Below are 13,251 nucleotides of genomic sequence, written 5' to 3' on the forward strand. Positions count from 1 at the left end.
ACGCCCTCGACGGAACCCGTGACGGTGCGGGTTCCATGGCGATCATCCGGCGCCTGGGGCGTCGGGGCCTGACGGCTGGGCCGAAACAGCTTTCCGGGGGACCGACTTTGTGTATGCGACTCGGCGGTGCGTTTGCGCGTAACCGTCGTGTCGTCGCTGTCCACAACTGAATACAAGCCACTCAAGAATTAAGGAGAAAGCCAACATGGCAACACGTTTTATGACCGACCCGCACGAGATGCGGGCGATGGCGGGCCGTTTCGAGGTCCACGCCCAGACCGTTGAGGACGAGGCTCGCAAGATGTGGGCGTCGTCGATGAACATCGCCGGTGCCGGCTGGAGCGGCCAGGCCCAGGCGACCTCCTACGACACCATGGGCCAGATGAATCAGGCCTTCCGCAACATCGTGAACATGCTGCACGGTGTGCGCGACGGGCTGATCCGCGACGCCAACAACTACGAGCAGCAAGAGCAGGCTTCCCAGCAAATCCTCGGCAGCTAGCCCAACGGCGCTGCGTCCCCTTTGAGATTAGGAGTAAACATGACCATCAATTACCAGTTTGGCGACGTGGACGCCCACGGCGCGACGATTCGCGCCCAGGCCGCGTCGTTGGAGGCCGAGCACCAGGCCATCGTGCGCGATGTGCTTGCCGCTGGTGACTTCTGGGGCGGCGCCGGTTCGGTCGCCTGCCAGGAGTTCATCACCCAGTTGGGTCGCAACTTCCAGGTGATCTACGAGCAGGCCAACGCCCACGGCCAGAAGGTGCAAAGCGCCGGCAGCAACATGGCCAGCACCGACAGCGCCGTCGGGTCCAGCTGGGCCTAACTCGCAACTTCGGGCGCGGCAGCACACCGGTGTGTGGTGTGCTGCCGCGTCCTGCGGTTTCAGTAAACTTCAACCACTTCGACCTCTGAGGCTATTGATGGATCAACAGAGCACCCGCACCGACATCACCGTCAACGTCGACGGCTTCTGGATGCTTCAGGCGTTGCTCGATATCCGGCACGTCGCGCCCGAATTGCGGTGCCGGCCGTACGTATCCACCGACTCGAGCGACTGGCTCAACGAACACCCGGGTATGGCGGTGATGCGCGAGCAGGGCATCGTCGTCGGCGACGAGGTGCAGGAGCAGGTCGCCGCCCGGATGCGGGTGCTCGCCGCGCCCGACCTCGAGGTCGTGGCCCTGCTGTCGCGGGGCAAGCTGCTCTATGGCGTCGTGGACGACGAGAACCAACCGCCCGGGTCGCGCGACATCCCCGACAACGAATTCCGGGTGGTGCTGGCCCGCCGCGGCCAGCACTGGGTGTCGGCGGTGCGGGTCGGCAGCGACATCACCGTCGACGACGTCGCCGTCGCGGACAGCGCCTCGATCGCGTCGTTGGTGCTGGACGGTCTGGAGTCGATCCACCACGCGGAGGCGGCGGCCATCAACGCGGTCAACGTCCCGCTGGAGGAGATGCTGGAAGCGACGAAGTCGTGGCAGGAGTCCGGGTTCAACGTCTTTTCCGGCGGTGATCTGCGGCGGATGGGCATCAGCGCCGCCACGGTCGCGGCGCTGGGCCAGGCCCTGTCGGACCCGGCGGCCGAGGTTGCCGTCTACGCGCGCCAGTACCGGGACGACGCCAAGGGCCCGAGCGCCTCGGTGCTGTCGCTGAAGGACGGCTCGGGCGGCCGCATCGCGCTCTATCAACAGGCCCGGACCGCGGGCTCGGGGGAGGCGTGGCTGGCGATCTGCCCGGCGACCCCGCAACTGGTGCAGGTGGGCATCAAGACGGTGCTGGACACCCTGCCTTACGGCGAGTGGAAAACACACAGCAGGGTTTGACATCCGCGTGAAACACAAACTTTACCAAGGCTTTTGCCGACAACATGCGGTCGGGATGCGAAGACGGCATACTTCTCTAGAATCACATCAGCAAATCTCCAAAGCACTGTCACCACAACTCCTTAGCGCAAGGCGAGGCAGATGAAATTCGAATTAGTCGAGTTGTACCTCTCAGGGGGCCGCAGCGCCGCGGCGAGTGAAACCGGCGAGGCTCCCGCACGTCTGGCGACACGGGGTTACACATTCACCATGGCAGGGGGTGCCGCGCGATGACATCGGCAGGAGTATCTGACGCCTTACAGGCGGAAATCGAGGGCATCGCACAGCCCCGGGCGGTCGTCGTCGGGATCATGGCCGGCGAGGGCGTCCAGATCGGCGTGCTGCTGGACGCCAACGCCCCGGTCTCTGTGATGACCGATCCGCTGCTGAAGGTGGTGAACAGCCGGCTGAGGGAACTCGGCGAGACCCCGCTGGAGGCCACCGGCCGCGGCCGGTGGGCGCTGTGCCTGGTCGACGGCAGCCCGCTGCGGGCCACCCAGTCGCTGACCGAGCAGGACATCTACGACGGTGACCGCTTGTGGATCCGGTTCCTGCCGGACACCGAGCACCGGTCGCAGGTCATCGAGCACATCTCGACCGCGGTCTCGGCGAACCTGAGCAAGCGCTTCGCCGCGATCGACCCGATCGTCGCCGTGCAGGTCGGCGCCTCGATGGTGGGGATCGGCGTCACCGCCGCGTCCGGCCTGCTGGGTTGGTGGCGCTGGCACCACAACTCCTGGCTGCCCACGGTCTACTCCGCCATCATCGCCGCGATCGCCTTGACGGTCGCGATCATGCTGGCGATGCGGGCGAAGACGCACTCCGACCGCCTGGTTGCCGACATCATGCTGGTGAGCGGCCTCGCGCCGCTGACGGTGGCCGCGGCGTCGGCGCCGCCGGGCGGCGTCGGCTCCCCGCAGGCGGTGCTCGGCTTCGGCGTGCTCGCGATCGCCGCGGCGCTCACCCTGCGCTTCACCGGCCGCCGGCTGGGCATTTACACCGCGATCGTCACCATCAGCGCGGTGGCGGCCATCGCCAGCCTGGCTCGCATGGTCGCCAATACCAGCGCGGTCACGAACTTCACCTGCGTGGTCCTGGTCTGCGTGCTGGCCTACCAGGCCGCGCCGGCCATGTCGCGCCGGTTGGCCGGCATTCGGCTGCCGGTGTTCCCGTCGGCCACCAGCCGGTGGGTGTTCGAGGCGCGGCCGGATCTGCCCACCACGGTGGTGCGTCCCGACGGTGGCGCCCCGGTCCTGGAGGGCCCCGCGTCCGTCCGGGATGTGGTGCTGCAGGCCGAGCGCGCCCGGTCGTTCCTGACGGGTCTGCTGCTGGGGCTGGGCGTGCTGATGGTGGTCTCGCTGACCGCCCTGTCGGATCCGCACACCTTCCAGCGCTGGCTGCCGCTGTTGCTGGCCGGCTTCAGCGCCGGGTTCCTCATGCTCCGCGGCCGTTCGTACGTCGACCGCTGGCAGGCCATCACCCTTGCCGGGACGGCGGTGCTCATCGTCGCCGCGGTGGTGGTCCGCTACGCCCTGGGGCTGCAGTCGCCGCTGGCGGTGTCGATCAGCGTGGCGATTCTGGTCCTGCTGCCGGCGCTCGGCATGACCGCCGCGGCGGTCGTGCCCAACACCATCTACAGCCCGCTGTTCCGCAAGTTGGTGGAATACGTCGAGTACCTGTGCCTGATGCCCATCTTCCCGTTGGCATTGTGGCTGATGAATGTCTATGCGGCGATCCGTTACCGCTAGCAGCGAGGTGTGGCGCGGTCGCGCATTGCGCGCGACCGTCGCCGCACTCCTGCTCACTTCAGGTGCACTGGCCGGTTTGCCGCCGGCGTCGGCCATTTCGCCCCCGACAGTTGATCCGGGCGCGGTGCCGCCGGACGGCCCGCCGGGACCGCCGGCCCCAATGAAGCAGAACTCCTACTGCACCGAGGTCGGCGTGCTGCCCGGCACCGACTTCCGGTTGCAGCCGAAGTACATGGACATGCTCAACCTGCAGGAGGCGTGGCAGTTCGGGCGCGGCGCCGGGCAGAAGGTCGCGGTCATCGACACCGGTGTGACGCCGCACCCGAGGTTCCCCCACCTGATCCCCGGCGGGGACTACATCATGTCCGGCGACGGGCTGTCGGACTGCGACGCGCACGGCACCATCGTGGCGTCGATGATCGGCGCGGCCCCGGCCAACGGCCCGGCGGCGCCGCCCGCCGCACCGCGCAAGCCCGTGACCATCCCCACCACGGAGCCGCCCCCGAAAGCGCCGCCGCCGCAGACCGTGACCCTGTCGCCGCTGCCCCAGACGGTGACGATGGTGCCTCCGCCACCGGAATCGCCTCCGCCGGGGCCGTTCGGCGCGCCACCCGCGCCCCCGGCCGCTCCGCCGGCACCGCCCGGTCCGCCGGGCGCCCCACCGCCACCCGGTCAGGCCCCGGCCGCGAGCCACTCCGGCGGCACGGTGACGATCCCCAGCTATTCCGGCGGCGGACAGGTTGTCGGCGTCGATCACCGGGGCGAGCCGCGCCCCCTCGACCCGCCCAAACCGCCGCCGCCTGGAGCGCCGTCGTCGAACGCCCCCGACGCCTATAGCGGGATCGCCCCGGACGTCGACATCATCTCGATCCGGCAGTCCAGCCAGGCGTTCGGCCTCAAGGACGCCTACACCGGGGACGAGGATCCGCAGACGCGGGCGAAGATCGACGACGTCGAGACCATGGCGCGGGCCATCGTGCACGCCGCGAACCTGGGCGCCACGGTGATCAACATCTCCGACGTCACCTGCATGAGCGCGCGCAACATCATCGACCAGCGCACGCTCGGCGCCGCCGTGCGGTACGCGGCGGTCGACAAGAACGTCGTCATCGTGTCCGCGGCCGGGGACACCAGCAAGAAGGACTGCAAACAAAACCCGTCCTACGACCCCATGCAGCCCAAGGACCCGCGCGGCTGGAGCGGTGTCAACACGGTGGTGACCCCGTCCTGGTACAGCGACTACGTGCTGACGGTCGGCGCCGTTGACACCGAGGGCCGGCCGCTCACCCAGGGCGGTGGACAGGGGTCGACGAGCGTCGCGGGACCGTGGGTCGGCATCGCCGCGCCGGGCACCGACGTCATCGGGCTCTCGCCCCGGGACGACGGCCTGATCAACGCCATCGACGGCCCTGACAACACGCTGCTGGTCCCGGCCGGCACCAGCTTCTCGACCGCGATCGTGTCCGGCGTGGCCGCTCTCGTTCGCGCGAAATACCCGCAGCTGTCGGCGTACCAGGTGATCAACCGGCTGGAGCGCACCGCCAGGGCACCGGCGCGCGGGGTGGACAACCAGGTCGGATACGGCGTGATCGACCCGGTGGCGGCGCTCACCTGGGATGTACCCGACGGTCCGGCAAAGCCGCCGCAGCAACTGTCGGCGCCCCTGAACATCCCGAAGGCGGCCCCGCACCGCGATATGGTGCCAATATGGGTGGCAGCCGGAGGATTGACCGCGGCTTTGCTGATCGGCGGCGCCGTGTTCGGGATCGCGGTGTTCATCAAGCGGACACGGAAGCAGCAATGAGGTCGGAGCAGCGATAGTAATGAAGGCTCAACGCAGTTTTGGACTGTCCTTGTCGTGGCCGCGGGTCACGGCGGTGTTCCTCGTCGACATCCTGATCCTGTTGGTGGCCAGCCACTGCCCGGCCTCCTGGCAGGGTGAGCACCACATCGCGTTCTGGGTGGGTGTGGGTCTGGCGTCCCTGGTGACGCTGCTGTCGCTCGTCACCCACCACGGGCTGACCGTGACCTCCGGCCTGGCCACGTGGCTGTGGGACTGGTCCGCCGACCCGGGCACCGCGCTGACGGCGGGATGCACGCCGGCGATCGACCACCAGCGCCGCTTCGGGCGCGACAAGGTGGGCGTCCGCCAGTACGAAGGCCACCTGGTGAGCGTCATCGCGGTCGACAGCGGGGAGGAGGATGCCCCCGGGCGCCACCGGCACCGGACGACGGCCGGCATCCTGCCGCTGCAGGCCGTCGCCGATGGCCTGCGCCAGTTCGATATTCACCTCGACGGCATCGACGTCGTCTCGATGAAGGTCCGCCGCGGCGGCCCCGAGGTCAGGGCCGCCGAGAAGTCGAAGCTGGATGACTGGGGGCCCGAAGAGTGGGGGCTGGTGAGCGACGAGCCCACCTCGTACGTGCGCCGCACCTGGCTGGTGTTGCGGATGAACCCGCAGCGCAACGTCGCCGCGGTGGCGGCCCGTGATTCGCTCGCGTCGACGCTGGCGGCGGCCACCGAGCGGCTCGCCCAGGATCTCGACGGGCAATCGTGTGTCGCCAGGCCGTTGAACGCCGACGAGCTCGCCGAGGTCGACAGCGCCGTGCTGGCCGACCTGGAACCGACCTGGAGCCGCCCCGGATGGCGGCACCTCAAGCACTTCAACGGGTTCGCCTCGAGCTTCTGGTTGACGCCGTCGGACATCTCCACCGACACCCTCGAGGACTTGTTGGTGCCCGACGTGGGGGCCGCCGTGATCACGGTCCGGCTCGGCACCAGCGGCGGCCGGCCCGAGCTGGCGGCCTGGGTGCGCTACCACAGCGAGAACCGGCTTCCCCGAAAGGTTTCGAGCGGCCTCAACCGGCTAACCGGCCGCCAGCTGGCGGCCGTGCGCGCCAGCTTGCCCGCCCCGGCGGCCCGCCCGCTCCTGGTCGTGCCCAGCCGTCCGCTGCTCGATGACGAGGATCTGGTGCTGTCGCTCGGCCAGGTTCGGGAGAGCGCAGCGAGCGTAGCCGCAGCGCAATGACGCGGCCCCAATCCACCGCCGAAGACGCCCGCAACGCAATGGTCGCCGGCCTCTTGGCGTCCGGAATATCGGTCAACGGGCTGCAGCCAAGCCACAACCCGCAGGTGGCCGCGCAGATGTTCACCACGGCGACCACGCTCGATCCGGCAATGTGCGATGGCTGGCTGGCGCGGATGCTGGCCGGGGACCAGAGCCTCGAGGTGCTCGCGGGCGCGTGGGCCTCGGTCCGGACGTTCGGCTGGGAAACCCGCCGCCTCGGCGTCACCGATCTGCAGTTCCGGCCCGAGGTCTCCGACGGCTTGTTTCTGCGCCTGGCCGTCACCAGCGTGGAGTCGCTGGCCTGCGCCTACGCCGCCGTCCTCGCCGAGGCCAAACGCTACGAGGAGGCCGCGAAACTGCTCGACGGCGTCGAGCCCCGGCACCCTTTTGACGAGGAAGTGGTCAACTACGTGCGGGGCGTGCTGTACTTCCGCACCGGGCGCTGGCCCGACGTCCTCGTGCAATTCCCGGAGGGGAAGACCTGGCGGCACCCCGAACTGAAGGCCGCGGGCGCCGCAATGGCGACCACCGCGCTGGCATCCTTGGGTGTCTTCGAGGAGGCCTTCCGGCGCGGTGAGGCCGCCATCGAGGGCGACCGGGTTCCCGGGGCCGCCAACATCGCGCTGTACACCCAGGGCATGTGCCTGCGGCACGTCGGCCGCGAGGAAGAGGCCATCGAGCTGTTGCGCCGGGTGTACTCCCGGGATCCGAAGTTCGCCCCGGCCCGCGAAGCGTTGGACAACCCCAACTATCGGCTGGTGCTGACCGATCCGGAGACGATCGAGGCCCGCACCGACCCGTGGGACCCGGACAGCGCGCCGTCGCGCGCGCAGACGGAGGCCGCCCGCCACGCCCAGGAGGCCGCCAAGTACCTGGCCGAAGGGGACGCCGAACTCAACGCGATGCTGGGCATGGAACGGGCCAAGCGGGAAATCAAGCTCATCAAGTCGACCACCAAGGTGAACCTGGCTCGGGAAAAGATGGGGCTCCCGGTGCCGGTGACGTCGCGGCACACCTTGCTGCTGGGGCCGCCCGGAACCGGCAAGACGTCGGTGGCACGGGCCTTCGCCAAGCAGCTGTGCGGGCTCACGGTCTTGCGCAAGCCCGTGGTGGTGGAGACGAGCCGCACCAAGCTGTTGGGGCGGTACATGGCCGACGCGGAGAAGAACACCGAAGAGATGCTCGAGGGGGCGCTGGGCGGGGCGGTCTTCTTCGACGAGATGCACACCCTGCACGAGACGGGCTACCACCAGGGCGACCCCTACGGCAACGCGATCATCAACACGCTGCTGCTGTACATGGAGAACCACCGCGACGAGCTGGTGGTGTTCGGCGCGGGTTACGCCAAGGCGATGGACAAGATGCTCGAGGTGAATCAGGGCCTGCGACGGCGCTTTTCGACCGTGATCGAGTTCTTCAGCTACACCCCGGAAGAGCTTGTCGCCTTGACCAAGCTGATGGGTCGTGAGAACGAGGACATCATCACCGACGAAGCGGCCGAGGGGTTGCTGCCGTCGTACACCAAGTTCTACCTCGACGAAACCTATTCGGAGGACGGGGACCTGATCCGCGGCATCGACACGCTCGGCAACGCCGGCTTCGTTCGCAACGTGGTGGAGAAGGCCCGCGATCACCGCAGCTTCCGCCTGGACGACGAGGACCTCGACGCGGTGCTGGCGAGCGAGCTGACCGACTTCAGCGAATCCCAACTGCTCCGGTTCAAGGAACTGACCCGCGACGACCTGGCCGAGGGGCTGCAGGCGGCGGTGGCCGAGAAGAAAACCGGGTAAAGCGGTTTCGCCGGATAGTCCACCGGCCAACCCTGCGGCGTCCGCACGCGACTTTTTCACCGCAGCCCCCGAGAAGGGCAGACGGCGGGCTTCTTTCGCCGCCCTAGCACCCGCTGATGACGAAATCCCTAGCCGTTAGGGCATTCGGGCCCTAGCAACTGCGCGCCCGGGGCATCGAGACTGAGGGCATTCGCCGAAGAACGGCCAACGAGAACGTGAAAGGGGCGAACCCGGCACGGCTCCAGCTGTTGAGCGGTTTTTATGAGATCTCTATTAGTTCGCAGCAGTGCAAGCGAGTCGCGTTGCCGCGCCTCGCGCTGGTGCCACCATGACGCTGAACGCTGCGCGCTGGGAGTGCTTTTGCCAGCAAAACTGGCTTACAGAAGGGGATTTGCGGCGATTATCACCAGCCCCCCGAGCCCGGGACGGCCTACCGGCAACCTCGTGAGCGGCCCGGCCACGATGGGAGGTGGGGCGAACTGACGGAATTGCCAGACACTTTGCGAGCAGGATGACCGTTTCGTTCCGATCCGGTCGCGGCGCTCCTGCCGCCGGCTGAATCGGCTGGCGCCGAATACATGAAGCACGCAGCGCTGCCAAAGTGCCGTGCCTTCGCAGCACGACGGCCAAGGGCCCGCAGCTGGTTCGGACTATCCGTTCGAAGGAGAAGTTCGATGACTTGTGTTGTGATGCAACAGGAAACGTCGACCGTCCCGGTTCGGGGTTTCTGGGATGTTGTCGTCTTGGTGGCCGCCGGCGATGCGATGACCGTACTTTCTGACACTGCTGCGGTCGGCTAAGGGGGTGCTGGCAATGGATTTCGGGGCATTACCACCGGAAGTCAACTCCGCCCGGATGTATGCCGGGCCGGGCTCGGCGCCGATGATGGCTGCCGCGACGGCATGGGCCGCACTGGCGGCGGAGCTGGGTTCGACGGCGGCCTCGTACGAGGCGGTGATTTCGCGCCTCACCGGTGAGGGGTGGATGGGGCCGGCATCGGCAACGATGGCGGCCGCGGCGGCGCCCTATGTGACGTGGATGAGCACAACCGGGGCACTTGCCGAGCAGACTTCGGCTCAGGCTGCGGCCGCGGCGGGTGCCTATGAGGCCGCGTTTGCCATGACGGTCCCTCCAGCAGAGGTCGCGGCCAACCGTGCCCTACTGATGGCGCTGGTGGCGACCAACTTTCTTGGGCAAAACACTCCGGCGATCGCCGCCACCGAGGCCCAGTACGGCGAGATGTGGGCGCAGGACGCGGCGGCGATGTACGGGTATGCCGGCAGCTCGGCGGCCGCATCCACGCTGACGCCGTTCGATCAAGCGGCGGAGACCACCAATCCCGCCGGATTGGCCGGTCAGGCCTCGGGGGTCGCGCAGGCCACGGGCACGGCGGCGGGCACCGGCGCCCAGACTGTGAACCAGGTTATGTCCGCGATACCGACTGCACTGCAAGGACTCTCGTCGCCCCTGGCGGCCGCGCAGGCGACCCCGGTCTGGGACTTCCTGAACACCAACTTCGTCAACGGGATCGTCTCGGGCGGATATATCAACCCCGCCATGGTCGAACCCGCCGTCATGGCGTCCATGGCCGACGTCAACGCGGTCGCGCTCGGGGGAGCGCCCGAGACCACAGCGCTACCACCCATGGGCTCGGGCGAGGGGAACGGCATCTGGTTGCCGATCCCGGCCAACTCCGCAATCGTGCCGTTCAGCTCCGCGGTCACGCCGCTCGGTTCGCCGGGCATGTCGGAGGCGACCGTGGCCGGGGTCTCGGCCGGCTCACACCAGGCGGCGATGGTCGGGCGATTGTCCGTACCCCAGAGTTGGACGGTGGCCGCCCAGGTCGAGAACCACGCCGGCGCTGCACTCCCAGGAGCCGGCTGGACGAGCACCGCGCTCCCGGAGAGCCCGGCGGGCGTGCCCGGTATGCCCGGGGTTCCCGCCGCGAGCACCGCCGGCCGCCACTTCGGCAGCGGACCACGATACGGATTCAACGTGACCGTGATTCCGCGTCCGCCCGCCGCCGGATGACCGGGACGGCGGGCGGATCACTGCAAACGAGTTGCAGCTTGGCTTGACTGGCCTACGCCCGGATGTCACGATGGCCTCTGCAAGCACCTCGTTAGGTGAGGCGTCTGCACGGATACAGGCCACTGACCTCGAACGTCGAAAGACGCCCAGGGTCAGGACAGCTCTTCCCGGATTAAGGGTTGAGCCCAAGTGGCTTCCAGCTCCGAGAAAGCCGGATACGCCGTGTGGTGCCAAAGCTCTGACGAGAGGGGTGCGGCGTCCGGGCTTTCTACCCTGACCCCTCTCCGCTTGTGCAACAACGGCATCCCCGTGTGCCAAGGCCGTGAGGAGGTGAGAGCGAAATGAGTCCCGACGATAGTCCGTATTCCAGATCGACCATTTCGTTTCGATCCGACCCCGGCGCCCTTCTGACGGACTGAACGGCTCGCACTTACAGGCCTCGTTTGCACCCGTCCGCTTCGTGGACTGCGGCTTTGGCATGCACGAAACGTTGCCAACACTGCCCAGGCTCCCCGGGATCGGCCCTTCCCGTGAGGAGAACCCCGATGTCGTTTGTCCCTGTGCGCGTATCTACTTTGACCGCAACGCAATTGGGTGCACATGCCAAGACCGCAGCGAGCCCGGAGGGAGGCCGGCGATGACGCTGGACTTCGCGATGCTGCCGCCGGAGGTGAACTCCGGCCGGATGTATTCCGGGGCCGGCTCGGGCCCGATGCTGGCCGCCGCATCGGGCTGGCATGGGCTTGCCGCCGAAATGCGTTCCACCGCAACGGCTTACGGTTCCGTGCTGGCCGCGCTGACCGGCGAAGAATGGCGCGGCCCGGCTTCGGCATCGATGGCCGCGGCCGCGGCGCCGTACGTCGCCTGGTTGGGCACGACGGCCGAGCAAGCCGAGCAGGCGGGCGCCCAGGCCGAGGCGGCGGCGGCGGCCTATGAGGCCGCGTTCGCCGCCACCGTCCCGCCGCCGGTGATCGCGGCCAACCGCGCCCAGCTGATGGCGCTGATCGCCACCAACATCCTGGGCCAGAACACGCCGGCGATCGCCGCCACCGAGGCCCAGTACGCGGAAATGTGGGCGCAGGACGCCGCGGCGATGTACGGCTACGCGGCCGCCTCCGCCGTCGCCACTCAACTCAGTCAGTTCACCGAGCCGGGGCAGACCACCGATGCCGGCGGGCCGGCCGCGCAGTCGGCCGCGGTGGCCCAGGCCGTCACCGCCCCGGCCGGGACCCAGCAGAACACGCTGGCGCAACTGATGTCGGCCTTGCCCGCCACGCTGCAGGGCCTGTCCTCGCCGGCGTCGTCCTCGTCGCCCGCGGCGGAGGTCGCGGGGCTGCTCACCGGGTCCGGGTCGGGATCGCCGGCGCTCGACAACCTCTGGGCAGCGTGGGGACCCAACTCCAACGTGTGGAACACCGTCTTCTCGTCGGGCTTCTACATGCCCAGCAACACCATCGCTCCGTTCCTCGGGTTGGCGGGCCAGGCCGCGGGCGACGCCGCTGGCGACGCAGCCGCGCAGGCCGGCGGCGCGCTCGGGGGTGCCCTCACCGGGCCGGTCGGCGGCGTGGGTGGTCTGGGCAGCGCGGTCTCGGCCGGACTCGGCCGCGCTCCGATGATCGGCGCGATGTCGGTGCCGCCCAGCTGGACCGCGCCCGCGCCCCTGGCCGGCCCGTTGGCGTCGGCACTGGGCGGCACGCCCATGGTGCCGCCGCCGGCCATGGCCGCCGGCATGCCCGCAGTGCCGGTCGGCGCGGCGGGCGCACAACCGTACGGGCGCGCCGTTCCCCAGTACGGCTTCCGCCCCACCTTCGTCGCGCGGCCCCCGGCGGCGGGTTAGCGGCCGGACTCTACTCCACCTCACAGCCGACCGATCGGCGGAATGAGCATTCCGCAACCTGTCTGACATGCCAACCGCGGCCTGCGACGGGCTGGCCGAGCCCGCTAGCACGCCGAACGCCACGCCTCTGGCTCACAGTGAACTTCCAGCAGCTAATCAGGGTTACGGCAGCGATCAATGCGTACGCTAGGTGAAATTCAGGGGAGCACCACATGACGAGAAACTGTCCATCCGGGCATGCCGGGGGCCACGAGCAAACGACACGTGCCTCCGACAGCAACATCAGCCGCACCGGTGCCGCGCCGGGTCCGGCTGCGCGGATTTCGTAATCCGGTCAGAATGTGAAACGGCTCTGTCCACAGTCTAGACACATATTTGCAAACGCAAATGTGCGCTTCCCGGCCGGGTTAATGCCGCCCCCCACCATTAAGTAATTTGGCGCTTACAATAGCAGCTCGACCCTCTGGCGGTTATCCGCTGCCTTATTTTTAAGCACACGCTGGCCCATGCCGCCTGCGCAAAGAAGGTAATCTACTGTAGCTTTCTGGAAAGTTGCTGAGTGACACCTATTAGACTGCTGCACAAGAACTTTCACCACAGCAAGACGTTAGCGGACGAGCAGCCTACTCACAGCGATAATGGGCGCTTGAGATGTGTTTGTTACGTTAGCCTTACACGCCAGGAACCCGCAGCAAATACGTTTCAATCACGATGATCCGGACATTGGGCAGCGGGGCCTAACGGCGGGGCGACTGCGTTCCGCTTCATTTACCAGAGTTAGCGGAGTGAGCCAGTTGTCTTTCAAGACGCCGCATACGTCCGTGGAGCCGGCGACGGATTCCATGGATTCCATTAGAGCTACGGGTCGGTTGCGGCCGGAGCTACCGAGCCGCGCCTACCATGGCGGCCACT

The 13,251-nt window shown here is 68.1% G+C and carries 9 protein-coding genes and 1 riboswitch; all 9 genes read left to right on the top strand.

Going from position 1 to position 13,251, the window contains the following annotated elements:
* Nucleotides 1–205: 205 nt before the first annotated feature.
* The 9 genes from A5673_RS10730 (at nt 206) to A5673_RS10770 (ending at nt 12,339) form a co-directional block, all read left to right on the top strand.
* A complete protein-coding gene (locus A5673_RS10730) occupies nt 206–502 on the top strand; it encodes a WXG100 family type VII secretion target (protein WP_066914021.1) in 297 nt (98 codons plus the stop codon).
* Nucleotides 503–541: 39 nt separating this feature from the next.
* Entirely contained in the window at nt 542–826 is a 285-nt protein-coding gene (locus A5673_RS10735; protein WP_068226688.1) for a WXG100 family type VII secretion target, read from the top strand.
* 97 nt (nt 827–923) lie between these two features.
* The gene (locus A5673_RS10740) at nt 924–1,826 is read left to right on the top strand and encodes an ESX secretion-associated protein EspG (protein ID WP_068231127.1); all 903 of its coding nucleotides are present in this window, start codon (nt 924–926) and stop codon (nt 1,824–1,826) included.
* A 269-nt stretch (nt 1,827–2,095) separates the two neighbouring features.
* Nucleotides 2,096–3,613 carry a type VII secretion integral membrane protein EccD gene (gene eccD, locus A5673_RS10745; protein ID WP_068231130.1) on the top strand — a complete coding sequence of 506 codons (1,518 nt, stop codon included), beginning with the start codon at nt 2,096–2,098 and terminating at the stop codon, nt 3,611–3,613.
* Complete coding sequence (locus A5673_RS10750; protein ID WP_068231133.1) at nt 3,591–5,417, top strand: type VII secretion-associated serine protease mycosin; 1,827 nt, start codon at nt 3,591–3,593, stop codon at nt 5,415–5,417. Before eccD ends, A5673_RS10750 begins: the two co-directional genes overlap by 23 nt.
* Before the next feature lie 19 nt (nt 5,418–5,436).
* Nucleotides 5,437–6,642 carry a type VII secretion protein EccE gene (eccE, locus tag A5673_RS10755; RefSeq protein WP_068231136.1) on the top strand — a complete coding sequence of 402 codons (1,206 nt, stop codon included), beginning with the start codon at nt 5,437–5,439 and terminating at the stop codon, nt 6,640–6,642.
* Entirely contained in the window at nt 6,639–8,471 is a 1,833-nt protein-coding gene (gene eccA, locus A5673_RS10760; RefSeq protein ID WP_068231139.1) for a type VII secretion AAA-ATPase EccA, read from the top strand. The genes eccE and eccA overlap by 4 nt, the downstream gene beginning before the upstream one ends.
* Before the next feature lie 813 nt (nt 8,472–9,284).
* Nucleotides 9,285–10,502 (top strand): PPE family protein, encoded by a 1,218-nt coding sequence (locus tag A5673_RS10765; protein WP_068231142.1) that lies wholly within the window; start codon nt 9,285–9,287, stop codon nt 10,500–10,502.
* A gap of 80 nt (nt 10,503–10,582) precedes the next feature.
* A riboswitch (M-box (ykoK) riboswitch) is annotated at nt 10,583–10,759 on the top strand.
* Between the two features lie 380 nt (nt 10,760–11,139).
* Nucleotides 11,140–12,339 (top strand): PPE family protein, encoded by a 1,200-nt coding sequence (locus A5673_RS10770; RefSeq protein WP_068231145.1) that lies wholly within the window; start codon nt 11,140–11,142, stop codon nt 12,337–12,339.
* Nucleotides 12,340–13,251 lie beyond the last annotated feature (912 nt).

Origin of the sequence: Mycobacterium sp. E3198, assembly GCF_001667015.1 — a bacterium.
GTDB lineage: Bacteria > Actinomycetota > Actinomycetes > Mycobacteriales > Mycobacteriaceae > Mycobacterium.